The 25781-nt window shown below is 66.9% G+C and carries 19 protein-coding genes; 6 read left to right on the top strand and 13 right to left on the bottom strand.

Annotated features, from left to right (window positions below):
• Nucleotides 1–61: 61 nt before the first annotated feature.
• The 6 genes from EYF70_RS12210 to cyoA are packed head-to-tail and all read right to left on the bottom strand — an operon-like array spanning nucleotide 62 to nucleotide 6524.
• Nucleotides 62–1471, bottom strand: coding sequence for an ATP-binding protein (locus tag EYF70_RS12210; RefSeq protein WP_131145650.1), 1410 nt, complete (start codon nucleotides 1469–1471; stop codon nucleotides 62–64).
• Entirely contained in the window at nucleotides 1455–2435 is a 981-nt protein-coding gene (locus EYF70_RS12205; protein ID WP_131145649.1) for an SURF1 family protein, read from the bottom strand. Before EYF70_RS12205 ends, EYF70_RS12210 begins: the two co-directional genes overlap by 17 nt.
• The gene (cyoD, locus tag EYF70_RS12200) at nucleotides 2432–2860 is read right to left on the bottom strand and encodes a cytochrome o ubiquinol oxidase subunit IV (RefSeq protein ID WP_131145648.1); all 429 of its coding nucleotides are present in this window, start codon (nucleotides 2858–2860) and stop codon (nucleotides 2432–2434) included. The genes EYF70_RS12205 and cyoD overlap by 4 nt, the downstream gene beginning before the upstream one ends.
• Nucleotides 2857–3492 carry a cytochrome o ubiquinol oxidase subunit III gene (gene cyoC / locus EYF70_RS12195; protein WP_131145647.1) on the bottom strand — a complete coding sequence of 212 codons (636 nt, stop codon included), beginning with the start codon at nucleotides 3490–3492 and terminating at the stop codon, nucleotides 2857–2859. The genes cyoD and cyoC overlap by 4 nt, the downstream gene beginning before the upstream one ends.
• Nucleotides 3485–5488, bottom strand: coding sequence for a cytochrome o ubiquinol oxidase subunit I (gene cyoB / locus EYF70_RS12190; RefSeq protein WP_131145646.1), 2004 nt, complete (start codon nucleotides 5486–5488; stop codon nucleotides 3485–3487). The genes cyoC and cyoB overlap by 8 nt, the downstream gene beginning before the upstream one ends.
• Nucleotides 5469–6524 (bottom strand): ubiquinol oxidase subunit II, encoded by a 1056-nt coding sequence (gene cyoA, locus EYF70_RS12185; RefSeq protein ID WP_131145645.1) that lies wholly within the window; start codon nucleotides 6522–6524, stop codon nucleotides 5469–5471. The genes cyoB and cyoA overlap by 20 nt, the downstream gene beginning before the upstream one ends.
• Before the next feature lie 551 nt (nucleotides 6525–7075).
• Between cyoA and EYF70_RS12180 the strand changes: the two genes are divergently transcribed.
• The 3 genes from EYF70_RS12180 to EYF70_RS31620 all read left to right on the top strand — a co-directional run bounded on the left by EYF70_RS12180 (nucleotide 7076) and on the right by EYF70_RS31620 (nucleotide 10196).
• Complete coding sequence (locus EYF70_RS12180; RefSeq protein ID WP_131145644.1) at nucleotides 7076–8425, top strand: MFS transporter; 1350 nt, start codon at nucleotides 7076–7078, stop codon at nucleotides 8423–8425.
• A gap of 253 nt (nucleotides 8426–8678) precedes the next feature.
• Nucleotides 8679–9395 carry a PEP-CTERM sorting domain-containing protein gene (locus EYF70_RS12175; RefSeq protein ID WP_165497643.1) on the top strand — a complete coding sequence of 239 codons (717 nt, stop codon included), beginning with the start codon at nucleotides 8679–8681 and terminating at the stop codon, nucleotides 9393–9395.
• 18 nt (nucleotides 9396–9413) lie between these two features.
• On the top strand, nucleotides 9414–10196 hold the full coding sequence (locus EYF70_RS31620; RefSeq protein ID WP_131145642.1) for a PEPxxWA-CTERM sorting domain-containing protein: 783 nt from the start codon (nucleotides 9414–9416) through the stop codon (nucleotides 10194–10196).
• A 185-nt stretch (nucleotides 10197–10381) separates the two neighbouring features.
• Here EYF70_RS31620 and EYF70_RS12165 read toward each other — a convergent pair whose 3' ends face one another.
• The 3 genes from EYF70_RS12165 to EYF70_RS12155 all read right to left on the bottom strand — a co-directional run bounded on the left by EYF70_RS12165 (nucleotide 10382) and on the right by EYF70_RS12155 (nucleotide 14595).
• Nucleotides 10382–11008 carry a PEP-CTERM sorting domain-containing protein gene (locus EYF70_RS12165; protein ID WP_218943775.1) on the bottom strand — a complete coding sequence of 209 codons (627 nt, stop codon included), beginning with the start codon at nucleotides 11006–11008 and terminating at the stop codon, nucleotides 10382–10384.
• A gap of 307 nt (nucleotides 11009–11315) precedes the next feature.
• Nucleotides 11316–11942 carry a PEP-CTERM sorting domain-containing protein gene (locus EYF70_RS12160; RefSeq protein WP_165497642.1) on the bottom strand — a complete coding sequence of 209 codons (627 nt, stop codon included), beginning with the start codon at nucleotides 11940–11942 and terminating at the stop codon, nucleotides 11316–11318.
• 151 nt (nucleotides 11943–12093) lie between these two features.
• Nucleotides 12094–14595, bottom strand: a complete 2502-nt coding sequence (locus EYF70_RS12155) for a sensor domain-containing protein (RefSeq protein WP_131145640.1) — start codon at nucleotides 14593–14595, stop codon at nucleotides 12094–12096.
• 147 nt (nucleotides 14596–14742) lie between these two features.
• Between EYF70_RS12155 and EYF70_RS12150 the strand changes: the two genes are divergently transcribed.
• The gene (locus tag EYF70_RS12150; protein ID WP_131145639.1) at nucleotides 14743–15330 is read left to right on the top strand and encodes a hemerythrin domain-containing protein; all 588 of its coding nucleotides are present in this window, start codon (nucleotides 14743–14745) and stop codon (nucleotides 15328–15330) included.
• A gap of 62 nt (nucleotides 15331–15392) precedes the next feature.
• On the opposite strand, the gene EYF70_RS12145 is transcribed toward EYF70_RS12150, so the two are convergent.
• Nucleotides 15393–16781, bottom strand: a complete 1389-nt coding sequence (locus tag EYF70_RS12145; protein ID WP_131145638.1) for an MFS transporter — start codon at nucleotides 16779–16781, stop codon at nucleotides 15393–15395.
• A gap of 100 nt (nucleotides 16782–16881) precedes the next feature.
• A complete protein-coding gene (locus EYF70_RS12140) occupies nucleotides 16882–17733 on the bottom strand; it encodes a class I SAM-dependent methyltransferase (RefSeq protein WP_131145637.1) in 852 nt (283 codons plus the stop codon).
• A 157-nt stretch (nucleotides 17734–17890) separates the two neighbouring features.
• On the opposite strand from EYF70_RS12140, the gene EYF70_RS12135 reads away from it, so the two are divergent.
• Entirely contained in the window at nucleotides 17891–19003 is a 1113-nt protein-coding gene (locus EYF70_RS12135) for an AraC family transcriptional regulator (RefSeq protein WP_131145636.1), read from the top strand.
• Between the two features lie 85 nt (nucleotides 19004–19088).
• On the top strand, nucleotides 19089–20456 hold the full coding sequence (locus EYF70_RS12130; protein ID WP_131145635.1) for an amino acid permease: 1368 nt from the start codon (nucleotides 19089–19091) through the stop codon (nucleotides 20454–20456).
• Between the two features lie 66 nt (nucleotides 20457–20522).
• Here EYF70_RS12130 and EYF70_RS12125 read toward each other — a convergent pair whose 3' ends face one another.
• Together EYF70_RS12125 and EYF70_RS12120 are read right to left on the bottom strand one after the other, a co-directional pair.
• The gene (locus EYF70_RS12125) at nucleotides 20523–21461 is read right to left on the bottom strand and encodes a diguanylate cyclase domain-containing protein (protein WP_131145634.1); all 939 of its coding nucleotides are present in this window, start codon (nucleotides 21459–21461) and stop codon (nucleotides 20523–20525) included.
• Nucleotides 21458–25627: a PAS domain S-box protein gene (locus EYF70_RS12120; RefSeq protein WP_131145633.1), complete on the bottom strand. Its 4170-nt coding sequence runs from the start codon at nucleotides 25625–25627 to the stop codon at nucleotides 21458–21460. Before EYF70_RS12120 ends, EYF70_RS12125 begins: the two co-directional genes overlap by 4 nt.
• Nucleotides 25628–25781 lie beyond the last annotated feature (154 nt).

The following is a 25781-nucleotide window of genomic DNA, read 5'->3' as shown; positions in this document are numbered from 1 at the left end:
GTTCGGGATTCAGGTTCGGGCTTCAGGTTCGGGCTTCAGGTTCAAGCTTCAGATTCGGGCTTCAAGCTCGGGGGCCGGATTCGGCGAAGCCGGGCGGCATGCCTTCGAGGGCGATGGAAGACAGCGGCAGGCGGATCACCACCTCGGCGCCGCCCGCCTCGCGGTTGCGGGCGCCGACGGTGCCACCCAGCGTGCGCGCCACGTTCACGACCAGGAACAGGCCGAGGCCGCTGCCCGGCCTGCCCTTGGTGGAATTATACGGCTTGCCGATCTGCGCCAGCACGGCCGGGTCGAAGCCGGGGCCGGCGTCCAGCACGCGCAGGATCAGGTGGCCGTCCTCGCGCGTGGCTTGCAGTTCCACGCGGGCCGGCGACGCCTCGAGCGCATTGTCGAGCACGTTGCAGATCATCTGCTTGAGGGTTTCATCGAACACCACCGGCAAGTCGTCGACGATGCGATTGAAATAAAAGAAGTGCTGGACCGGCCGGGTGCTGCGCCATTCCTGCGCCAGCTCGTCCAGGAAGGTGGCCAGCGTGGTCTTGGTGGACGACTCGCCGCGCGTTTCGCCGGCCGACAGCAGGATGCCGGACACGATGGCCTTGCAGCGCTTGAGCTGCGCCTGCATCTCGCCGATCTCCTCGAGCAGTTCGGGATTGCGGGCGAACTCGGGCATGCGCTTCCAGTCGCCCAGGATCACCGACAGCGTGGCCAGCGGCGTGCCCAGCTCGTGCGCGGCGCCACTGGCCAGCAGGCCCATCCGAACGACATGTTCTTCCTCGGCGGCGCGCTGGCGCAGGTCGGCCAGCTGGGCATCGCCGGCGCGCAGGTTGGCCGTGATGCGGGTGATGAAGAACACCAGCAGCGCCGCGTTGAGCATGAAGCAGATCAGCATGCCCTGCACGTACAGCGACAGCACGCCGCCCGCGTGCTCGACATCGAGCGGCAGCGGCAGGTGGTTGCGCGACAGGCCGGCCAGGCAGGCCGCCGTGATCAGTACGAAGGTCCAGGCATAGGCCGGCGCGAGCAGCACGGCGGAAAGGATCACCTGCAGCAGGTACAGGAAGGCGAAGGGATTGGTGGCGCCGCCGGCCAGGTACAGCTGCGAGGTGAGGATGGCCACGTCCACCAGCAGCGCCATGAACAGCTCGGTATTGCGCACGTAGCGCACTTCGTGCCAGCGCAGGTGGCTGGCCACGTTGAAGGCGATCAGGCAGGCCAGCACCTGCAGCATCGGCACCAGCGGCAGCACGATACCGTACAGGTAGGTGGCGGCGGTGATGGTGGCCACCTGGCCGACCACGGCGATCCAGCGCAGCTGGATAAGCTGCATCATGTTCTTGTGGCCGGCCGCGTATTCCACGCCCGCCGCGGCCACCTGCGCGCGGCGGCCGTCCTGCTTGCGCCGCTCGCCCGTCTCCCGGCGTTCGGCCTGCTTCTGTTCGGCCTGCTTCTGCTCAGCCAGTTTCTTCATCCGTTTCCCTCGTCCGGCGCCGGTCGTAGCGCAGCACGAGATAATAGCCGCCCGCGACCATCGCGGCCAGCCCGAACCAGGTCAGCGCGTAGACCAGGTGGTTGTTCGGAAAGGCGATGACGGTCAGGCCGCCGGTCGGTTTCTCGCTGGCGTCGCGCGGATATTCCTGCCCGCGCGGCGCATCCACGAAGAAAGGCGCCGCCTGCGGCATGCCCCTGGCCTGGGCGATCGGGCCGATGTCGCGGGTGTACCAGCGGTCGTTGGCCGGGTCGTTTTCGCGCAGGATGCGGCCTTTGGGTTCGGGCAAGCGCAACAGGCCGGTAATCTCGACGTCGGAAGCAACCCCAGAAGCAAGCCCTGGGGTCAGGGAGGAGTGCGGGCGTGCAAGCCCGCACCGCTCCGCAGGCGAAGAGCAGTGCTCTTCGAAACCCCTGCTCCGCCCCGTCGGGTCTGACCCCTGCTTTTGCTTTTGGGGTGAAAGCCCGCGAACCTGCGCGCAGACATCCCTCGAAGCCTTCGGCGGCGGCGGCAGCTTCAGGTCGCCCGACCGCATCGGCACGAAGCCGCGGTTGACGAAGACGATGCCCTCTTCCGTGCACAGCGGCGTCATCAGCCAGAAGCCGATGCCCAGCGCCGTGGTGGTCTGCACGCGCGTGGTGTACTCGTACAGGAAGGTACCGCGAATGGCCACGCGCAGGTATTCGTGCGTGTCGGCGGCCACGCGCGGCCACTCGGCGGCACGCGGCGCGGGAACCGGCTCGGCATGCACGCGCGCATCGACGCGGGCGATCAGGTCCTGCTTCCACAGCAGGCGCTTGACCTGCCAGCTGCCGAGAGAAACAAAGGCGCAAAAGAAAAACGCCGCGGCGGCGGCGAGGGCGATGCGGGTTCCCCTGGAGGGACCCGCTGCCCGCGCTGCGCGCTGCGGCGTCGACGCTGCGCCACGTGGTGGCGCGTCGGTCATGGCATGTCGTGCGCCTGCTGCGGCGTCATCACATGGGGCATGTTCGGCATCATGTTCTTGTTCATGTGGTACATGACCCACAGCGAACCGGCCAGCGTGATGACGACGATGATGATCGTGAAGATCAGGGCCAGCATGTTCCAGCCGCCTTCCGACTTCGCGTTCATGTGCAGGAAGTACACCATGTGCACCACCATCTGCACGGCGGCGAAGCCGAGGATCACGAAGCCGGTGGTGGCCGGATCGCTGATCACGTTGTTCATCACCAGCCAGAACGGGATCGCCGTCAGGATCACGGACAGCACGAAGCCGATCACGTAATCCTTCATCGAGCCGTGCACGGCGGAGCCGTCGTGGTGGTCGTCGTGATGATCGTGGCCGTGGCCGTCGTGACCATGACCGTGGTGTTGATTGTGGTCGCTCATGGCAGCACTCCCATCAGGTAGACAAAGGTAAACACGCCGATCCAGATCACGTCCAGGAAGTGCCAGAACAGCGACAGGCAATTAAGGCGGCGCAGGTTTTCCGGGATCAGGCCGTGCTTGTTGATCTGGAACATCAGCGTGACCAGCCAGATCGCGCCGAACGTCACGTGCAGGCCGTGGGTACCGACCAGCGCGAAGAACGCCGTCAGGAAGCCGCTGCGCTGCGGGCCCGCGCCCAGGTGGATCAGGTGGTGGAATTCATAGATTTCCACCGCCAGGAACAGCAGGCCGAAGATGCCCGTGATGCCCAGCCACAGCAGGGTGCCGGCCTTGTTCCTGACCTTGGCCTGCAGCATCGCGAAGCCGTACGTGATCGACGAGAACAGCAGGAAGGCCGTGTTCAGGGCGATCAGCTTCAGGTCGAACAGTTCGGCGCCGCCCGGGCCGCCGGCGAAGTTGCGACCCAATACCGCATAGGTCGCGAACAGGCAGGCGAAGATCAGGCAGTCGCTCATCAGGTAGATCCAGAAACCCAGCATGGTGCCGTTTTCCGGATGGTGCTCGCGCACCAGGTAGCGCGAGCTCGGGTCGGCGCTAGCCGCGCCGGCGGAGGTTACGTAAGTATCAGACATGGCTTCCCAGCAAAGCGGTATGGCGTTCTTCGGTACGGGTGACTTCTTCCGCCGAAATGTAGTAGTCGCGCTTGTAGTTGAACGTGTGGACGATGATCGCCACCATCATGGCGATGAAGGCGGCGCCGACCAGCAGCCAGATGTGCCAGATGATGCCGAAACCAACCGCCGCCGACAGCGCCGCGATGATGAAGCCCGCACCGGTGTTGGCCGGCATGTGGATCTTCACGAAGTCCTTCAGCGGACGCTGGTAGCCGTTCTTCTTCATGTCGGCCCAGCTGTCGTTGTCATGCACGACCGGGGTGAACGCGAAGTTGTAGTCCGGCGGCGGCGACGAGGTCGACCACTCCAGCGTACGGCCTTCCCATGGATCGCCCGTCACGTCGCGCAGCTGCTTGCGGCGCAGGAACGACACGAAGAACTGCATCAGCATCGCGCCGATACCGCCGGCGATCATCAGCACGCCGATGAAGGCGACCACGAAGTACGGCTGCATGGCCGGATCTTCCAGCATGTTCAGGCGGCGCGTCACGCCCATGAAGCCCAGTGCGTACACCGGCATCCAGGCGACGTAGAAGCCGACCACCCACAGCCAGAACGAGACCTTGCCCCAGAACACGTCGAGCTTGTAGCCGAACGCTTTCGGGAACCAGTAGTTGATGCCCGCGAACAGGCCGAACAGCACGCCGCCGATGATCACGTTGTGGAAGTGGGCGATCAGGAACAGCGAGTTGTGCAGCACGAAGTCGGCCGGCGGGATCGCCAGCATCACGCCGGTCATACCGCCGATCGTGAAGGTGACCATGAAGGCCACGGTCCACATCATCGGCAGTTCGAAGCGGATGCGGCCGCGGTACATCGTGAACAGCCAGTTGAACAGCTTCGCGCCGGTCGGGATCGAGATGATCATCGTGGTGATGCCGAAGAAGGCGTTCACCGACGCGCCGGAACCCATCGTGAAGAAGTGGTGCAGCCACACGAGGTAGGACAGGATCATGATCACGCAGGTCGCGTACACCATCGAGGTGTAGCCGAACAGGCGCTTCGAGCAGAACGTGGAGACCACTTCCGAGAAGATGCCGAAGCATGGCAGGATCAGGATGTACACCTCCGGGTGGCCCCAGATCCAGATCAGGTTCACGTACATCATGGCGTTGCCGCCCATTTCGTTCGTGAAGAAGTGCGTGCCCAGCAGGCGGTCCATGCCCAGCATCGCCAGCACGGCGGTCAGCACCGGGAAGGCGGCCACGATCAGGATGTTGGTGCACAGCGCGGTCCAGGTGAACACCGGCATCTTCATCAGGTCCATGCCCGGTGCGCGCATCTTGACGATGGTGACGATCAGGTTCACGCCGGACAGCAGCGTGCCGACCCCGGCGATCTGCAGGGACCAGATGTAGTAGTCGACCCCCACGTCGGGCGAGGCGAGGATGCCGGACAGCGGCGGATAGGCCAGCCAGCCGGTACGGGCGAATTCACCCACGAACAGGGAAGCCATCACCAGCGCGGCGCCCATCGCGGTCATCCAGAACGAGAAGTTGTTCAGGAACGGGAAGGCCACGTCGCGCGCGCCGATCTGCAGCGGCACCACGTAGTTCATCAGGCCCGTCACCAGCGGCATCGCCACGAAGAAGATCATGATCACGCCGTGGGCGGTGAAGACCTGGTCGTAGTGGTGCGGCGGCAGGAAGCCGGCATTGTCGCCGAAGGCGATGGCCTGCTGGGCGCGCATCATCAGCGCGTCCGCGAAGCCGCGCAGCAGCATGACCAGGCCCAGGATCATGTACATGATCCCGATCTTCTTGTGGTCGATGCTGGTGAACCAGTTACGCCACAGGTTGCCCCAGACGCGGTAGTACGTCATCGCGCCCAGCAGTGCTCCGCCACCCAGGACGACGGCAGCGAAGGTGACCAGCAGGATCGGCTCGTGGAACGGGATCGCTTCCCAGCTCAGCCTGCCGAAAATCGGATCGTTTTCAGTTGGATACGCTTGCATTGTTGCTCTTCATGGATAGTTGGGTCTTGTCCGCGGGCGTCGTGCAGATTTCCGCGTCGGCTTGCGCCAGCTTGGCAACCTCGCTGGCACCCCGCCGGCGCGCTTCCTGGTGGGCCTTGTGCCTGGCGTTGCGGTTCGCATCGTCATGCATCTGCTGTGCCATGCAGGGCGTGCCCGGCTCGACGCACAGGTTCAGGATCGCGTCGTACAGCGTCTTGTCGACGGTGGCCCAGCGGCGCACGGGATCCTTCTCGCTCGGTTTGGCCAGCTGCATGTAGTCGGCGCGTTCCAGCGAACCGCCTTCGGCCTTCACCTTCGCCACGTAGGCGTCGAAGTCGGCGTGGTTCATCGCGTGGTACTTGAAGCGCATGTGCGTGAAGCCGGCGCCGCTGTAGTTCGACGAGAAACCGTCGTACGTGCCGGCCTTGTTCATCACCGCGTTCAGCTGCGTTTCCATGGCCGGCATCGTGTAGATCATGCCCGCCATCGCCGGGATGTAGAACGCGTTCATGACGCTCGACGCGGTCATGCGGAACTTGACCGGACGGTCGATCGGCGTTGCCAGTTCATTCACGGTGGCGATGCCCTGCTCCGGGTAGATGAACAGCCACTTCCAGTCCAGCGCCACCACCTGCACTTCGAGGGGACGCACGTCGGCCGGCAGCGGACGATTCTCGTCGAGGCGCTGCAGCGGGCGGTACGGGTCCAGCAGGTGGGTGCTGATCCAGGTGATCAGGCCCAGTACGATGATCAGCAGCAGGGGCACGCCCCAGATCACGAGCTCCAGCTTGGTGGAGTGATCCCAGTCCGGATCGTACTTCGCGGACGTGTTGCTTTGACGATAACGCCAGGCGAACCAGAGCGTCAATGCAATGACAGGAACGACGATCAGGCACATCAGGAGGAACGATACGATCACCAGATGAGCCTGCTGCGCCGCGATATCACCGGACGGATTCAACACCACCGTATTGCAGCCGGTGAGCCACAAGAGGGGGAGAAGACCCAGTCCACTGCGAACAATGGATGATTTCATTAAGTTATGTGCGCTACAGAGGATTGAGAACATGCTACTGTACCGTTACAGGCATGCGAATTGGAATTGGACACTTTGTCTCACCCCCGGGCGGAACACGCGAATATCGCTCCGGCACGAGTCGTAAAGCGCCAGTTGCAGGCTCGAGTTGCAAGCACGAGTTCCAGGCACGTTCTGTACATTGCTTTTTCGGGCGCCGGAAATCCGGCGAAGTTATCATCGGTGCTTTCATGGATGCTTTATCGACTAGTCATCATTGCCCGGCCGGCATTGCTCGTTTTGCTTGTCGTGCCTGTTTTGCCTGTACTGCTGCTCCTGGTTCACTACAGGTATTACATGCATTCCCTGCATTGCTTCAATCGCCACTTGCGGTGATCATTGGTTGTCCGTGGAATCGCGCTTGACACTTCGCTCGACATTTCACCTGAAACTTCACATATGTAATACGGCGCACAGTCGAGGCAGGCACAGTCGAGGTAAGGTTTCATCGTGTGTGATTCAGTTCTGATTCAGTTCGCATAGAACTTGTGTACAAACCATGAGAGACGAATATGGCAACGACTACCTATGACGGAAGCAACATCCCGGCGGATTATCAGCCAAGTCCCACCAGCAGCGGCGCACGCAACATTAATGCTCGCGATGGCGAAATACACCCAGGCGAGATCGCCGTCGGCGTGGTGATCGGGCGGGCATCCGAATATTTCGACTTTTTCGTCTATGCGATCGCCTCGGTGCTCGTATTCCCTTCCCTGTTCTTCCCGTTCGACGACCGGCTGACCGCCACCCTGTATTCCTTCGTCATCTTCTCGTTCGCCTTCATCGCGCGGCCGTTCGGCACCGTATTCTTCATGTGGATCCAGCGCCGCTTCTCGCGTGAAGGCAAGCTGACGGGCGCCCTCTTCCTGCTCGGCATTTCCACCGTCGGCATCGCCTTCCTGCCCTCGTTCGCCGATGCCGGCACCACGGCGATCGTGCTGCTGGCCCTGTTCCGTATCGGCCAGGGCCTGGCCCAGGGCGGTTCGTGGGACGGCCTGCCGTCGCTGCTGGCGCTGAACGCGCCGCAGAACAAGCGCGGCTGGTATGCGATGCTGGGCCAGCTGGGCGCACCGGCCGGCTTCATGGTCGCCGCCGGTATCTTCGCCTACATGATCGCCAGCGTGTCGACGCTGGACTTCCTCGACTGGGGCTGGCGCTTCCCGTTCTTCGTGGCCTTCGCGATCAACGTCGTCGCGCTGTTCGCCCGCCTGCGCCTGGTCTCCACGCCCGAGTACTCCCGCCTGCTCGACGAGCGCGAGCTGGAACCCGTCAGCCTGGGCGAACTGTCGCACACCCAGGGCCGCAACGTGATCATCGGCGCCCTGGCCGCACTGGCCAGCTATGCGCTGTTCCACCTGGTGACGGTATTCCCGCTGTCGTGGGTGCAGCTGTATTCGACCCGCGCGGTGGACAGCTTCCTGTGGCTGCAGTTCTGGGGCGCCGGCGTGGCCCTGCTGGGCACCATCGCCTCCGGCATGATCGCCGACCGCTTCGGCCGCCGCACCACGCTGGGCACGCTGGCCGCGCTGATCGCCGTGTTCTCCGGCTTCGTGCCCACGCTGATGCAGGGTGGCGAGTCGGGCCAGAACATCTTCATCATCGTCGGCTTTGCCCTGCTGGGCCTGTCGTACGGCCAGGCCGCCGGCGCCGTGACCGCCAACTTCGCACCGCGCCACCGCTATACCGGCGCCGCCCTCACGTCGGACCTCGCCTGGCTGGTCGGCGCCGCATTCGCACCGCTGGTCGCGCTGGGCCTGTCGGCACACTACGGCCTCGGCTATGTCAGCCTGTACCTGCTGTCCGGCGCTGTCGCGTCGCTGGCTGCGCTGTCGGTGAACCGGGCGCTGGAAATCAGGGATTGATGCTGGCTTTGCCGCAAAAAAAACCGGGGACTTGTTCCCCGGTTTTTTTTGGCGCAGCTTTTCTTGTCGACCACGTGAAAAACCGGAGCGGCCGAGGTAAAATGAACAATAATTGCCAAATTGCTACTATTATTTTGCAAGCGACGGCAGTTACCAGGGCAGCCTTCTCCCGGCCCATTAACCCACTACGCGAGGATCAATGAAACTGCAAACCTGCAAGGCCGCCCTGCTCGGTGCTGGCTTGGCGCTGTGCATGGCCAGTGCGCATGCCGCCAATGGCGTCTCGTTCCAGGCCGGCATCGAGCGCGTGTCGTTCGGTGTCATCGACCTGACGCCGCAAGACGGCGTCGCGGCTTCCTACTCGTCCAGCCTGCTGGCCAGCAGCTATCGCGGACGGATCGATACGCGATACAGCGACCGCAAATTCGAGGATTCCACATCCGGCCAGGGCCCCGTCACCCACGCGCTGGATGTCGGCCCCTTGCACGCTGCCGCGACGGCAGGCGGAGGCATCGGCGAAATCAGCATCGAAGGCTTCGCCGCTCCTCTGGACGGCTACTCGGGCATCGCGGAAGCCTTCGCGTGGCAGCGCTACGCGGTCACGCTGGGCGCCGGGAGCGCCCTCACGGTGACGGGCTACGCCTACCTCGACCTTGCTTACTCGGGCAATGGCGTGACCACCAAGAACACGAACGGCTCGGCCTCGGTCTATGTCGGTGACGAATGGCAGGACATGTCGACGTTGACCATCCTGTCCGGCACAGCGCCCGGTTACAGCGAAGCCGAGAATCTGTGGCTTTCCCTGGCCAATTCCGGCACCGACGACATGACCATCTGGGTCGAGTTCAGGGTCAGCGCGCAGTCGCTGGTCAGTGCGCTGCCGGTCCCCGAGCCGGCCACGTACGCTATGCTGGGCCTCGGCCTGCTCACCATCGGCGCCGTCGCACGCCGCCGCGCCACGCGCGCCTGACCCATCGAAAGGATCGACATGAAGAAACAACAGTGGCTTTCGATGCTGCTTCTTCCGGCGGCGGCCGCATGCTTGCACACCGGCGCACTCGCCGCGAGCGGCTTCACGCAGACCCTGGAATTCAGGAATCTGCAGTTCGGCGTCATCGACCTGGCCCCGGAGGACGGCGTTGCCGCCGGCTTCACCCTCGACAGTGCCACCGCCCTGCACGGCCTCTCGCTCTCCAGCGCCGCGATCCCATCCGGATCGCAGTTTGTCAGCGAAGTGGCCCAGGGCACCGGGCCGTCGGGATTCGACATTTCGCTCCTGCCCGGGCGAGTCACGACCGCCACCACCGGCATCCCGGGCAGCCTGGCGTTGACCACGGCAGTAAGCCGGGGAACCGGCGACGAAGTCTTCGCCGGCGCGCTGGTCGACCAGACTTACACGCTGACGCTGGCCGCCGGCTCGGCCTTGACGTTCAGTGGCGAACTGTTCCGCAGTGGACTGCTGGGCAACCCGGCCGACACCGGTTTTTACACGAGCTGGACCACCAACATCTCGCTCACGTCCGGAAACACCTCGAATCGCTACTTCATGGGAAAGGATAACGCCGCCCTGGATGACTCGGAAAGCGAAACCTTCTGGTACGCCATCTCGAACACGACGGATGCGGCCAGATCGGTCTCGCTCAGGATCCTCGCCGTGAACGAGACGACCGGCTATGCGTGGGCGCCGTCCGCCGTCCCCGAGCCTGCTACCTGGGGAATGCTGCTAGGCGGACTGGGGCTGGTCGCGCTTGCCGCGCGCCGCCGGGTCTGATCTGCTTCGCCCGCGCAAACGCGTGCGTGCGCGACTTGCCGCTCCGGCGGCTTCCGCGCCGGGATTCGATCGATTCCGCCTCCATCGGCGGTCCGATGAAAAAAGCCTGAAACCTCGGTTTCCGGCTTTTTTCATTCATGCTTCGGCGCCATGGTACCGGCGCCTTGTCACGATTATTGATCCGATTACTTTTTCTGACGGGACTTGCGCGCTGCGCCCAGCAGCAGCAAGCCGGCACCCAGCATCGCGTACGTGGCCGGTTCCGGCACAGGCGAGATCTGCGTCACGGTCTTCACCGTATAGTCGGTAAATGTCCGCGTGTAGTACTCGCCCGGCATCTGATAACCGAAATCCACCTGCTCGATGCCGTACGACGTATCGTAGCTGGTACTTTCGCCGACCCACCACGCCTCGCTGCCGGGTGCAGCGGAGTACCACACATTGCTTGCCTTCAGTTCCAGTCCGCTTGCCTCGCTGTATGAGAAAGACGCGAGATTGCACTCGTCCGTTGCGGTGGCCGGAGGACACGCCGCATAGTTGTAGTCGTCATGCTCGAACGTCAGCGACGTCAATTCGCCCAGCGCGAGGATGCCGTCCGAATTGCCGTCAGTGCCCGCGAACCGGCCCGTGAAGGTCAGTTCAGGGTCGTCCCAACCCGACCCGCCGCCGGGAAACACGTAAAAACCCTTCCACGTGAATTCCCATTCGGTGAGAGCGGGCGCGGCAGCTTGCGCCAGGCTTCCCATTGCGGCGAGCACGGCGCCGCAAACCATTTTCTTGATCATTGATTCTTCCTTGTCGATTGAATTCACTGCCCCGTATCGAGGCCATGGACAGTATATTTTTATTATTGATTTTCTGATAATCAGTCGGAAGAAATGGTGTTAATCGTGCGCAACACTAGTGAACTGCAAGCCGCATCCCCTGGTCACCCCTTCCGCGTGCAGCAGGTCGCCAGCCTGGCCAGCTGCACAGGAGACAGATTCGGAGCGGGAACCGATGGAATCCGTCTCCACCGGCGGTTCAATAAAAAAAGCCGAAAACCCGTGTTTCCGGCTTTCTCGCCGTCATGCCCGAGCGCCGTCGTGTCGGCGCCCTGTCACGATTTTTTTTGTCCCATCACTTCTGCAGCCGGGCCCGGCGAGTGCCGGCCAGCAGCAGCAAGCCGGCACCCAGCATCGCGTACGTGGCCGGTTCCGGCACCGGCGAGATCTGCGTGACGGTCTTCACGGTGTAATCGGTGAAGGCCATCGAGTACTCTTCGCCCGGCCACTGGTAACCATAGCTTCGCTCGTAGACGCCGAACTGGGTATCGTAGGTCGTGCTGTGGGCGGTCCACCATGCGTCTTCGCCCGGCACGCCCGAATAACTGGTGTGTCCAGCCGAAAACTCCAGGCCGCCGGCCGCGCTGTACGAGAACGACCACAGGCCGCAGGTGAACGTCGGCGACTCCGCCGGGCACGCGGCGTAGTCGTGGGATCCACGGTCCAGCGTCAGCGACGTGACTTCGGACTTCACCAGGATGCCATCCCCGTCCGCATCGATGCCGGCGAACTTTCCGGTGACGGTCAGTTCCGGATCGTCATAGCTCCCTTCCCACTCCTGGAAGACGCTGAAGCCCTTCCACGAAAATTCCCATTCCGTGAGAGCGGGCGTGGCAGCCTGCGCCAGCGTTCCAATTGCGGCGAGCACGGCGCCGCAAACCAGTTTCTTGATCATCTGTTCTTCCTTTTGGATTGAGTTCATTGCCTCGCTCGAGGCCATGGCCAGTATATTTTTGTTATTGTTTCCTGTTAATGAACTGGACGAACGGTGTTAATCGTGCGCAACACTAGCGAACTGCAAGGATCAGACGCGGACAGCAGGGGGCATGCAAGGGTGCGCGTGGATGCGCGACTCACCCCTCCGCGTGCAGCAGCTCGCCGGCCTGCTCCACCGGCACCGGGCGGCTGCACAGGAAGCCCTGGATCTCGTCGCAGCCCTGCTGCGTCAGGTACCCCAGCTGGTCGCGCGTTTCGACACCCTCGGCGATGATGCGGCAGCCCAGGCTGTGCCCCAGCGTGATCATCGAGCGCACGATGGCAGCGCCGGGCGCGTCGTGCAGCATGTCGCGCACGAAACTGCGGTCGATCTTCAGGTAATCGAGCGGGAAGCGGCGCAGGTACGACAGGCTCGAATAGCCGGTGCCGAAATCGTCGATGGACAGCCGCACGCCGCTGTCCTTCAGCAGGCGCATGGCGGTGATGACGGCTTCGATATTCTGCATCATCAGCGATTCCGTCAGCTCCAGCTCCAGGTACTCCGGCGCCAGCCCGCTGCTCGCCAGCGCATCGCGCACTTCCTGCACGAAGCCGGCCTGCCGGAACTGGCGTGCCGAGACGTTGACGGCGACCGGTACCCGCGGCAGGCCGGCATCCTGCCAGCTCTTCGCTTGCCGGCACGCTTCGTACAGCACCCACTCGCCGATCTCCACGATGCGCCCGGTTTCCTCGGCCACGCCGATGAAGCGGTCCGGCTGCACCAGGCCCAGTTCCGGCTGGCGCCAGCGCAGCAGCGCTTCCAGGCCGGCCACGCGGCCGGTGCCGCAATCGATGCGCGGCTGGAAGTACAGCACGAACTCATGGCGCGTCAGCGCATTGCGCAAGTGCCCTTCGATCAGCGTGCGCTCGGTGACGCGGGCATTCATTTCGCTGGTGTAGAACTGCAGCTGGTTGCGGCCGCCGTCCTTGGCGCGGTACAGCGCGATGTCGGCATGCTTGAACAATGACGGCGCGGTGTCGCCGTCCCGGGGGTACACCGAGACGCCCATGCTGCACGTCAGCGCCAGGTCGTGCGCACCCAGGCGCATCGGCACGCTGACCGCATCGAGCACGGCCTGCACGGTGCGCGGCGACAGCGTGCCGTCGCTCTGCCCCGGCTGGTCCGGCAGCAGCAGGATGAACTCGTCGCCGCCCAGCCGCGCCACCGTATCCGAATCGCGCAGTGCCCGGCGCAGGCGCCCCGCCACTGTCTGCAGCAGGCTGTCGCCGACGGCGTGGCCCAGCGTGTCGTTGATCAGCTTGAAGTTGTCCAGGTCCAGTACCACCACCCACAGCTGGTGGTTGTAGCGTGCCGCGTAGGCGATCGCCTGTTCCAGGCGGTCGTGGAACAGGGTACGGTTCGGCAGCCCGGTCAGCGCATCGTGGGTGGACTGGTGCTCCAGCTCGTGCTGGTAAGTCTTCGACGCCGTGATGTCGTTGATCACTCCGACCCAGTGGGTGGTGACGCCATGCATGTCCAGCACCGGCGCCACGTGCAGCTGGTTCCAAAACAGCGTGCCGTCCTTGCGGTAATTGCGCAGTTCGACCGTTACCTCGCGCCCCGCGCGCAGCGCCTCGCGCAGCGCCAGCATGCCTTCCTGCTCGCGGTCGTCGCCCTGCAGGAAGCGGCAATCCCGGCCGATCACCTCGGCGATGTCATAACCGGAAATGCGCGCGAACGCGGGGTTGGCGTAGTCGATCACGTCGTCGCTGCCGGCGCGGCGCGTGATCAGGATCGCGTTCACGCTGGCATCGATGGCGCGGCTTTGCAGGCGCAGCTTGGCGCCCGCCTCCCGGCTGGCCGTGATGTCCTCGATGGTGCCGAGCAGGCCGGCGATCTCGCCATGCCGGCCGTGCAGCGGCAGCTTGTTGACCAGCTGCCAGCGCTGGCGGCCGTCGGCGGCCGTCAGCGTCTGCTCGCGGCCGCGCACCGGCCGGCCCGTCTCGATCACGGCGCGGTCTTCCGCTTCCTGGGCCGCGCCATGCCGGTCGGGCAAATCGTGGTCGCGCTTGCCCACCACGCTGGCCGGGTCGTCCAGGCCCAGCGCGCGCGCGAACAGCCGGTTGCAGCCCACGTAGCGCAGGTCGAGGTCTTTCCAGAACACCTGCAGGGGCATGGTGTCGATCAGGCGCCGGTACAGCTGTTCGGACTTGTACAGCGCCCGCTCGGTGGCCACCTGCTGTGTCACGTCGAGCGCGAACACGAGGCGCGCGCGGCGCCCCTCGTAGATCAGCGCGTGCGACGAGATGCGCACCAGGATCGGCCGGCCGTCGCGCTTCAGGTGCGTCCACACCCCCGACGACTGGGGCAGCGAATGCGGCGCGGCGGCCAGGTCGGCCGCCAGCCGCGCCTGCTCCGAAGGCGGCCGGATGTCGCGGATCGTCATGTGCAGGAAGTCCGTTTCACCATAGCCGTAGTGGCGGCAGGCCGCGGCGTTGACGCGCAGGAAGCGCAGCGTCACCAGGTCGTAGATCCACATCGGCTGCGGATGGTCCTGGAACAGGTCGTCGAAGCGCGTCAGCGGGCGCCTGGCGCGCCAGCCCCGCCCCTGCATCGGAAGCGTGCTGCGCGTTGAGGCACGGTGCTGGAATCTCATCATCGGCTCCCGGAGGGTATTGCGGGAACTATAACCTGTAGCGTTCGCTTTGTGCGCAGTCCGCCGACATTCGGCTGAGGGCTATTCCTACGCTAGCCGCCGGCATCCTCGCCTAAGATGAGGTGTTGCCGGAACTTCAAGGAGAAGAAGATGTTTTCACTGAACAAGCTTAGCCCGACGATTACCGACATGATCCGCTTCGACCATTCGCACACCCTGGTGACCTTCCACCAGTACACGACGACGCAGAAGCCGAAAGTGAAGAAGGCGCTGGCAGAGACGATCTGCACCGCCCTGGAAATCCACGCCACGCTGGAAGAAGAGATCTTCTACCCGGTGATGCGCCAACTGGAAGGCACCGATCCCACCATGCTGAAGGCCGAGCCGGAACACAACGAGATGCGCCGCCTGATCACGCAGTTGCGCGCGACCCGGCCGACCGATGCCAGGCATGATGAACTGGTGCACGAACTGATGCGCGACGTGATGCACCACGTGGCCGACGAGGAAACCGTGCTGCTGCCGGACGCCGAGCGCAAGCTGAGCCGCGATCGCCTCAGCGAGCTGGGTGCCGAAATGACCCGCCGCCGCATGCAGCTGGTGGCGCCGCAAGCCGGCAAGCTGGCCAAGGACCATGCCATCGGCTTCTCGGGCAGCACCGCCGCCGTGGTGCTGGGCGTGGCCGGAGCGGCCTTCGCCGCTTTGAAACTATTGCCCCGCAAGCCGACGCACGCCTGACCGGCGTTCGCCTGACCGACGTTCGCCTGATCTGACCCCAGCCTGCGCCTGATCTCCGGCGTTCAGCGCGCGCCCACCACCTGCGCCCCGGCATCGGCCGGCAGGCGCAGGCTGTCGATCACGCCGGCCAATGCCAGGCCGCCCATCGCCACCAGCGCCAGGCGGAACACGGCCGGATCGGCCGCCGCCCAGCCGGCCAGTCCGCCCATCTCCAGCAGCAGCGCCGCCCCGGCGATCCCCAGCCCCGTCGTCACCTGCGCCACCACGGAAAACAGGGTGGACGCCCCGCTCATCTGCGCCGCCGGCACGTTGGCGAACGCCAGCGTGTTCAGCGCGGTGAACTGCATCGAACGGAACATCCCGCAGAAAAACAGCACGCCGCCGATCACGGCCAGCGGCGTCTCCGGCCGCAGCAGCGCGCAAGCGGGAAAGCTGGCTGCCAGCAGCGCGCCATTCCACACCAGCACCCGCCGCAGGCCGAAGCGGCGCATTGCCCAGCCCGTCGCCGGTTTCATCGCGAGGTTGCCGGCGAACAGCGCCAGCAGCAGCATGCCGGCCACGGGGCCGGACAGGCCGAACGACACCTGGAACATCAGCGGCAACAGGAACGGCGCGTTGCCGATGGCGATGCGCGCCAGCGAACCGCCGCGGACCGTGGCGGCGAAGGTGGCGATGCGCAACGGCCGCAAGTCGATCAGCGGCGCGCTGGCGCGGCCGAAGTGCCGCGCGCACCACCACAGCAGCAGGCAACCAGCCACCAGCGCCAGCCCGGCTCCCGTCCAGCGCCCCTGCGCCGGCAGCTCCGCGCCCACCATCAGCAGCGTGCAGGCCAGCGCGCTGGCTGCAAAGCCGGGCAGGTCGAACGGGCGCGGCTCCGTTCCGGCTCCGGGGATCACTACGAAAGCCGCGGCGAACAGCAGCACCCCGAGCGGAACATTGACGAGGAAGATCCATTGCCAGCCCCAATGCGCCGTGATGAAGCCGCCCAGTGCCGGGCCGATCACGGGCGCCGCCAGCCCGGGCCAGGTGATGGTGGCGATGGCCCGCACCAGCCCCGCCTTGGGCGTGGCGCGCAGCACCACCAGCCGGCCGACCGGCACCATCAGCGCGCCGCCCATGCCTTGCAGGATGCGTGCCGCGGTGAACGCGGCCAGTGAACCGGACAGCGCGCACAGCACGGAAGCGGCCGTGAACACGGCGATGGCGGCACCGAACACGCGGCGCGGCCCGTAGCGGTCGGCCAGCCAGCCGCTGGCGGGAATGCACGCGGCCAGCGCCACCAGGTAAGCGGACAGGCCCACCGACAGGCGGCCGGGCTGCGTGCCGAAGGTGTGCGCCATCTGCGGCAGCGACGTGGTGATCGCTGTCGCATCCAGGTTCTCCATGAAGAAGGCGGCAGCGACGAGCCAGGGAACGGCGCGGGCGCGCCGCTCGGCGATGCGGTCGGACATGCGGCTGGCTTGGTTGTGGCAGGAAAACATCACTATAGCCGAAGCCCGCCGCCCCGGGGGTCGCCGGCTCCCGCCGCCGCCGCGCACTACCGAAGATGGACTACGGCTTGACGATGATGGCTTCCAGATAGCCAGCCGGAGCGACCAGCGAGGCGCCGCCGGAGATGTCGGCTTCGCGCGCCAGCGCCTCCAGGTCACGTTTCAGGCCGGCCTGCCCGTGGGCGTCCAGCGCGGCGAACGCTTTCAGCACGGGGCCATAGTAATCGCGGAATACCTGCATCATGTGCGCCGCCGAGCGGTAGCGGAAATTGAAATCGCGCCGCGTGCAGCGCATCGCCACATCGCCGAAGATCTCGCGCAGGTGGCTTTCGGTACCCCACAGCGGCGGCCCGGCCACGCCGGCCGGCGGCGGCACGTAGCCACCCACCACCTTGAACATCCTGCCGATGAAACCGTCCGGCGTCCAGCTGGCCACGCCGATGCGCCCGCCAGGGCGGGTCACGCGCAGCATCTCGGCCGCCGTGCGCCGATGGTCGGGCGCGAACATGGAGCCGAAGGTGGACAGCACGCAATCGAATTCGCCATCGTCGAACGGCAGCGCTTCCGCGTCGGCCACCTGGAATGCCACGTCGAGGCCTTCGGCACGGGCACGGTCGCGCCCCTTGTCGAGCAGCGCCGGCACGTAGTCGGTGGACGTGACGCGGGCGAAGCGGCGCGCCGCCGCCAGCGTGGCGTTGCCATTGCCGGCGGCAACGTCGAGCACGCGCTCGTCGGCGCGCACGTCGGCGGCCTCGGCCAGCAGCTCGCCGACGATCTGCAGCGTGGTGCCGACGATCGCGAAGTCGCCACTGGCCCAGGTGGCCTGCTGGCGTGCCTTGATGGCGGTGAAATCGGGGGTGGGCGGTGGCGTCACGGCGTTGGCGGCGGCGGATAGGTCGGCCAGGTCGGTCATTCTGTTCTCCTTCAGCTTGTCATGGTGGATGCCGCGCGGGCGGTCCCCGCGTGGCCTTGCCATTATTGCCAGCCTGCGCTGCTTGACGCTTGTCCGGCCGTCGTTCATGCTTGACCAAACGTCCGCAATCCGACCATCACCGCGGGGAGGTGCGCTCATGGCCACCGGCTCCACCAGCTCCACCGGCTCCACCAGCTTCACCAGCGCCACCAGCGTCACCGGCTTCAACCGCTCTGCCAGCTCTGCCGGCAACACGAGCGCTGCCGGCGCCTCCGACACGCTGTCCGATGTGCTGCGCACCGTGCGCCTGCGCGGCGCCGTGTTCTACGCCGTGAACGTGGGGCCGGAATGGGCGGTTGAGGCGCCCGCCTCGGCCGAGGTCGCAGCCATGGTGGTCCCCGGCGCCGGCCGCGTGATCGAATACCACGTGCTGATCGAGGGTACCGCCTGGGCTTCGCTGCCCGGCCAGCCGCCGGTGCGGCTGGCGCCGGGCGATGTCGTCATGTTCCCGCAGGGCGATGCCCACGTAATGGCCAGCGCGCCCGGCGTGCCGCCGCTGCCGTTTTCGATGGACTGGATGCGCGCCACCCACGAGCTGCCGAAACCGCTGCCATTGGCGATCCACGGCAATGACCTGGCCTGGGGCGACGCGGCGCGCCGCACCGATGGCCGCAGCGACATCGTGTGCGGCTTCCTCGGCTGCGACCACGGCCCGTTCAACCCGCTGCTGGAAGCGCTGCCGCGGCTGCTGCATGTGCCGGCCGACGGCGATGGCGCGTGGCTGCGCCAGGCGATGCTGCAGGCGGCCTGCGGCGTGTGCGGTCCGGGCGGCGGCCCCGGCGGCGGCGCGCTGGCCGAGCGCATCAGCGAAACCATGTTCATCGACGCGGTGCGCCGCCACGCCAGCCGCCTGCCCGACCACGCCACCGGCTGGCTGGCCGGCCTGCGCGACCGGCAGGTGGGCCGCGCGCTGGCGCTGATCCATGCCGATCCCGGCCACCCGTGGAACGTGGCCCAGCTGGCCGCGGCGGCGGCGCTGTCGCGCTCGGCCTTCTGCGAGCGCTTCGCGCGCCTGCTGGGCGTGTCCCCGGCGCGCTACCTGGCACGCTGGCGCATGGAACTGGCCGCCACGCTGCTGCGCCAGGGCCAGGCGCCGGTGGCCAGCATCGCCTTCCAGGTCGGCTACGAGTCCGAGGCCGCGTTCACGCGCGCCTTCGCGCGCCTGGTCGGCATGCCGCCATCCCGCTGGCGCGCCACGCAGCTCCAGTGAGCCGGGCAATACCGGCCCATCGTCTTTTCCCTTGCGTTGCCTGATGCTATAGAATCGTGCTCTTTGAACACGACCGGCGGGGACCATGGCAGCACACATCGATAACGGCGGAGGGCTGAAACGCGGGCTGAAAAGCCGCCACATCCAGCTTATCGCGCTGGGCGGGGCGATCGGCACCGGGCTGTTCCTCGGCATCGCGCAAACCATCCGCATGGCCGGCCCGTCGGTGCTGCTCGGCTATGCGATCGCCGGCGTGGTCGCCTTCCTGATCATGCGCCAGCTGGGCGAGATGGTGGTCGACGAACCCGTCGCCGGCTCGTTCAGCTTCTTCGCCGACAAATACTGCGGTCCGCTGGCGGGCTTCCTGTCGGGCTGGAACTACTGGGTGCTGTACGTGCTGGTCAGCATGGCCGAACTGTCGGCCGTGGGCATCTACGTGCAGTACTGGTGGCCGGAAATCCCCACCTGGGTATCGGCACTGGCGTTCTTCGTCGTCATCAACGCCATCAGCCTCACCAACGTGAAGGCGTTCGGCGAGATGGAGTTCTGGTTCGCCATCATCAAGGTGCTGGCGATCGTGGGCATGATCGGCTTCGGCCTGTGGCTGCTGGCCTCGGGCGGTGCCGGGCCGGAAGCGACGGTCGCCAACCTGTGGCAGCACGGCGGCTTCTTCCCCAACGGCGTGACCGGGCTGGTGATGGCGATCGCCGTCATCATGTTTTCGTTCGGCGGGCTGGAACTGGTGGGCATCACCGCCGCGGAGGCGGACGACCCGTCGCGCACCATCCCGAAGGCCACCAACCAGGCCATCTACCGCATCCTGATCTTCTACATCGGTGCGCTGGGCGTGCTGCTGTCGCTGTACCCGTGGCAAAAGGTGGTCGAAGGCGGATCGCCGTTCGTGCTGATCTTCCAGGCACTCGACGCCAAGGCCGTGGCGCATGCGCTGAACCTGGTCGTGCTGACGGCCGCCCTGTCGGTCTACAACAGCTGCGTGTACTGCAACAGCCGCATGCTGTACGGCCTGGCGCTGCAGGGCAATGCGCCCCGCTCGCTGCTGAAGGTGAACAAGCGTGGCGTGCCGCTGGCCGCGCTGGGCGTGTCGGCCATCGCCACGGCCGTGTGCGTCAGCGTCAACTACTTCATGCCGGGCAAGGCCTTCGAGCTGCTGATGGGCCTGGTCGTGTCGGCGCTCATCATCAACTGGGGCATGATCAGCTGGATCCACCTGCGCTTCCGCGCCGCCAAGCGCGCCCAGGGGCTGAAGACGGGCTTCCCGAGCCCGCTGGTACCGCTGGCCAACTGGCTGTGCCTGGCGTTCCTGGGCGGCGTGCTGGTGGTGATGTACCTGACGCCGGGCTTGCGCATGTCCGTCTACATGATCCCTGTCTGGCTGCTGGCGCTGTGCGTGGGCTACTGGAGCAAGCAGAGGAAGCAGGCGCTGGCGGCATAGCCGGCGCCTGCGTGGTCGCGCCGGCCCGTCACTGCGCTGGGCCGCCCTGCCCGCATGCTTTGCCGGTCACCGCGCCGGCACGTCGGAGACGGACTCGTCGGCCAGCACGCTGCGGTTGCGGCCGGCCCGCTTGGCGCGGTACAGCGCCATGTCGGCGGCGTGCAGCATGCCCTGAACGGTATCGTTCTCGGCGGGAATCCGCGCACACAGCCCGATGCTGGCGGTAACATGGGGCGCGGCCGAAGCGGCCGCGTGCGGGATGCCGAGCGCACCGATGCGCCGGCACAGCCAGTCGCCATAACGGGCCAGCGCGGCCGGCGTGGTATTCGGCAGCAGCACCACGAATTCCTCGCCGCCGTAGCGGGCGGCCAGTTCGCCGGGGCGGCGCGCGCCGTCCTGCAGCGTTTCCGCCACTTCCCGCAGGCACGCGTCGCCACGCTGGTGCCCGTAGCGGTCATTGAACAGCTTGAAATCATCGACATCGACCAGCACCAGGCCCAATGGCAGCTGGTGGCGCCGGTGCCGGGCGAACTCGGTGGCCACCTGGCGGTCGAAATAGCGGCGGTTGTACAGGCCAGTCAAGCCATCCTGGTTGGCCAGGTCGCCCAGCACCGCCAGCGCCGCCTGCAACCGCAGGTGGGTGCGCACGCGGGCTTGCACCACGGCCGCGTTCAGCGGTTTCGGGATGAAATCGACGGCGCCCGCGTCCAGGCAGGCGATTTCCGCTTCCGGCGATGACTGCGCCGTGACGAAGATCACCGCGCTGCTGCGCAGGTCCGGGTCGCGGCGGAGCTGTTCGTTGACGGCGAAGCCATCCATCCCCTGCATCTCCACGTCCAGCAGGATCAGTTGCGGCCGCTGCAGGCGCGCCAGCTCGAGCCCGGCGGCCCCGCTGGTGGCGAACAGCACGCGGCCCTGCTCGCGCACCATGGCCGACAGCAGGCGGATGGTGTCGACGTTGTCATCGATGATGAGGATCGTGTTCTCCGGAAGCGCCGCCGTCATTGGCCCTCCTTCATGGCCGCGGGCAGCAGGGCCAGCACGCGGTCGAAGTCCAGCGCGGCCATCGCCGCCGCGATGGCCGCCAGGCCGTCGCTGTCGAGCTGTTCGGCCAGCGCGCCGCGCAGGGTTTCATACACGGTGGACGCATCCAGGTCGCGCTCGCGCAGCAGCGTGATCCAGCGCCGCACGTCCTCCGGCGCGGGGGCCGGCACCTCGGCCTGCCGGTGGCCGGCCAGCCAGTCGCGGGCGGACGCCGTGGTGCCGCCCAGTTCGCGCCCGGCGCCCTCGAACAGCCGGGCCGCGTCGTCCTGCCGCCCTTCGCGCAGCGCCGCTTCCAGCTCGACGGTGATGGCGGCGAAGGTGCGCGCACCCAGGCTGCCGACGGAGCCGCGCAGCGCATGGAGGATGCGCGCGGCGGCGCCGCCGTCGCCGTCCTCCCAGCATTCGCGCGCCCGCGCCAGCTCGGCGGGCGCCTCGCGCGCCATGCGGGCCACCAGCGCGACCAGCGACTGCATCTGCGCCGGATTGCGGGCCGACAGCGCGGCCAGGCGCTCGACATCGAAGCGCTGCGCCGGCGGCGTTTCCGCCGGCGCGGCGGGCCGGGCCTGCCGCAAGTGTTCCTGGATTCGCATCATCATCTGCTCCACGTCGATCGGTTTCGGAATGAAGTCGTTCATGCCCGCCGCCAGGCATTGTTCACGCTCGGCCGCGGTGACCCCGGCACTCATGGCCAGGATCGGCAATTGCAGGCCGAGCCGGGTGCGCAGGATGCGCGTCGCGGTGTAGCCATCCATCACGGGCATCTGCACATCCATCAGCACGATATCGAAATCGCAGCGGCTCTCGCCGCGCCGGGCCGCGAACAGGTCGACCGCCTGCTGGCCGTCGCCCACCGCCGTCACCAGCGCACCGGCCGGCTCCAGGATACCCTTGGCAACCAGCTGGTTGAGCGCATTATCCTCCACCAGCAGCACGCGCACGCCTGCCAGTTCGGTGGCACGCTCCGGCGCCGCCGGGGCATCCGCCGGCAACACGCGCGGGGCAGCCGACACCACGCCGGCCAGCGCGGAACGCAGGCTTTGCGCGGTGACCGGGCGCACCAGCGGCACCGTATCCGGCACCGGATTGCCCTGCACACCACCGGTCAGCTGCATGAACGCCACCGTCCGGCCGGGCCAGCGCGCGGCCAGTTCGCGGCGCAGCTGCGCCACCACCGCCGCGTCGCCATCGACCAGCACGGCATCGACGGGCAGGTCGGCCGCGGCCACCGCCTGCGCGGCCGACTCGGCCCAGCCAGCCGTCCAGCCCAGCGTTTCGATGGCGCGCGCCAGGCTGGCGCGGCTGGCGCGGCGCGGTTCCACCACCAGCAGGCGCAGCGGCGCGGTGGCGCCGGGCTGCATAGCATCCTCGAGACCCGGGTGCGCGGCCGGCGGCGGCGCGCAGGCCAGCGGCAGCGTCACCGAAAACTCGCTGCCCTCGCCCGCCACGCTGGACAGCTGGATACGCCCGCCCATCAATTCGGTCAGCTGGCGGGCGATCGTCAGGCCGAGACCGGTGCCGCCGAAGCGGCGCGAAATGCCGGCGTCGGCCTGTTCGAACGGCGTGAACAGGCGCGCCTGCTGCTCAGGGTCGATGCCGATGCCGGTATCGCGCACGGCGAAGCGCACGGTCGCCGTATTGCCGTGCTGGGCCAGCCGGCTGGCGGTAAACACCACCTGCCCCTGCGCGGTGAACTTGAGGGCATTGCCGACCAGGTTCAGCAGCACCTGCTGCAGGCGCATCGCATCGCCGATGAACATGGCCGGCAAGTCCGGCTCCACGTCCACCACCAGTTCCAGCGGCTTGCCGCTGGCCCGCATGGCGGTGGCCGCCGCCTCGACGATCTCGCCCAGCGCGAACGGCAGCGCGGCGATGTCGACGCGGCCCGCCTCGATCTTGGAGAAATCGAGCACATCGTCGACCACGCCCACCAGCGTCTTGCCGCACGACTGGATCATGCCCACGTATTCGCGCTGCTGCGGCGCCAGCCCGGAATGCTCGAGCAGGTGCGCCAGCCCCAGCACCGCGTTCAGGGGCGTGCGGATTTCATGGCTGACATTGGCCACGAACTCGCTCTTGGCCCGGCTGGCCGCCTGCGCCAGGCGCTCGTTGCGGGCCTGCGCCAGCTCGGCCATCTTGCGGTCGGTAATGTCCATCGCCATCACGTGGAAGCCCTGCACCGTGCCGTCGGCGCCGATGCTGGGGATGTAGTCGGCCATGAAATAGGTGGGCCAGCCGGGCACCTCGAACGCTGTTTCGAAATGCACCGCCTGGCCGGACAGCACGGTGCGCACGTGGCCGCGCAGGCTGTCGTACACCTGCGGGCCGACCAGGTCGCCGAGCCGCTTGCCGATCATGCGCGCCGGGTCCACGCCCAGCAGCGTCTCGAAGCGGCGGTTGGCGAAGCGGTACACTTCGTCGCGGTCGAGATAGGCGATCAGGGCCGGGCTGTTGTCGGCGATGGTGCGCAGGAACTCTTCGCTGTCGGCCAGTTCGCGCTCGATGCGCCGGCGCTCGGAGATATCGTCCAGGAAGGCGCCGAACGAGCGGCTGCCGCCCACCTCGATCAGCCCGATCGTCATCGCCACGGGGAACTCGCTGCCGTCACGGCGCAGCGCCATCAGTTCGATGCGCTTGCCCAGCACGCGGCTGTCGCCGCCGGCCAGAAAGCGCGCCAGGCCGGCCGTATGGGCCGCGCGCATGGCCGGCGGCACCACCAGGTCGTGCAGCGGCTGGCCGCGCACTTCCTCGCGCGACCAGCCGAACAGCTGTTCGGCGCGCGGGTTCCAGTCGGTGACGCGGCCGGCGCTGTCCATGCCGATGAAGGCGTCGTGCGCGGTTTCCAGGATGGCGCGGATGCGCGCCTCGTTCTGGCGCACCGCTTCCAGCGATTGCGCCACGTCGCGGGTACGCTGCGCCACGCGTTCCTCCAGCTCGGCGTTCACCTCGGTCAGCTGGCGCTCCTTCTCCTTGAGCCGGGTCAGGCTGGTATTGACGGCGCCGGTCAGCGCCGCCAGTTCCTGGAAACTGCCGCGCGGCACCGCGATCGCGTGGCTGCTGCCCTCCTCGATCGCCACGGCCAGCGCGGCGGCGTTCTGCAGCGGGCGCGTGATGCGGCGCGAGACCCGCCAGCCGATCAGCGAGGAGGCCAGCGCCACGGCCAGGCCGACCAGCGCGACCCGTGCCTGCAGGCTGCGCACTTCGGCATAGGCGGCGCGGGTATCCTGCCGGGTCAGCACGATCCAGCCCAGGCCCGGGTAGCCGCCGTGGCCGCGCGTGACGGCGCCGCCCACCAGGTAGTCGCGGCCGTCGGCCCAGCGCTCCACCGCATGCTGTTGCCGGCCGGCCCGCGCCGCCGCGAGCACCGCCGGACCCACCACGGTACCCGTCACCGCGCGCGGCCCGGCCAGCACCGTGCCGTCGCTGCCGACGATCAGAGTTTCACCGTCGCTGCCGCCGGCCGCGTCGATCTGCAGGCGCATCGCCTCGGCCCAGCGCCAGTTCAGGTGCGCGCCCAGCACGCCCTGCACACGTCCGTCCGGGCCGGCGACGGGGAAGGCCACGTCGACGAAGCGCGGCGGTCCGCCCTCTTCGCGCGGCAACAGCCTGGCCAGCAGTTTCGCGTCATGCACGTCGTGCACGTGGCGGCCCGCCAGCGCGCCGGAAAACCATGGGCGTTTCGCCACGTCGGCGCCTTCCAGCAAGCCGCCGGTGGCGGCCAGCACCTTGCCGTCCAGGTCCGTCAACCCGATCCACGCATACAGCGGATAGCTCTGCTGCAGGCTCTCGGCCACGCGGCGCCGTTCGGCGGCAGGCAGGCGCTCGTCCGAGAATTCGCGGCGCGCCGCCAGCATCCGCACTTCGCGGTAGCGTTCGTACATCGTGCTGTCGAGCTGCTGCGCGGCATAGCGTGCCCGCTCGGCCAGCGCGCCGGCAATTGACTGCTTCAGCGCATTGCTGGCGAGGTGGCCCAGCAGGACCACCAGCACGGAAGTCGACAGCAGCACGGACAGCGCCAGCCACAGGGCCAGCCAGCTGCCCAGGCGGCGGCGCGGGAACAGCCGCGCCAGGAGGGAACAATGGGTAGAAGATGGCGTGGACGGACGCACGCTCCCCGGGTGACGAGACATCGGAACTTCCTGATCGAATGATGCGGTAAAAACTCAGGAACCGGGGGCGGGGGTTCGCGGAAGGATCGCTCCCTTATGTTTGCGAAGGGAGCGAGGCGCAACCGTCAGTGTACTCCAGGAAAGGCGCCGGGCGGCACGGCGCGGGTCCGGATCG

It is taken from the genome of Pseudoduganella albidiflava (genome assembly GCF_004322755.1).
Lineage (GTDB): Bacteria > Pseudomonadota > Gammaproteobacteria > Burkholderiales > Burkholderiaceae_D > Rugamonas > Rugamonas albidiflava.
This window is presented reverse-complemented; position numbering and strand designations above follow the sequence as displayed.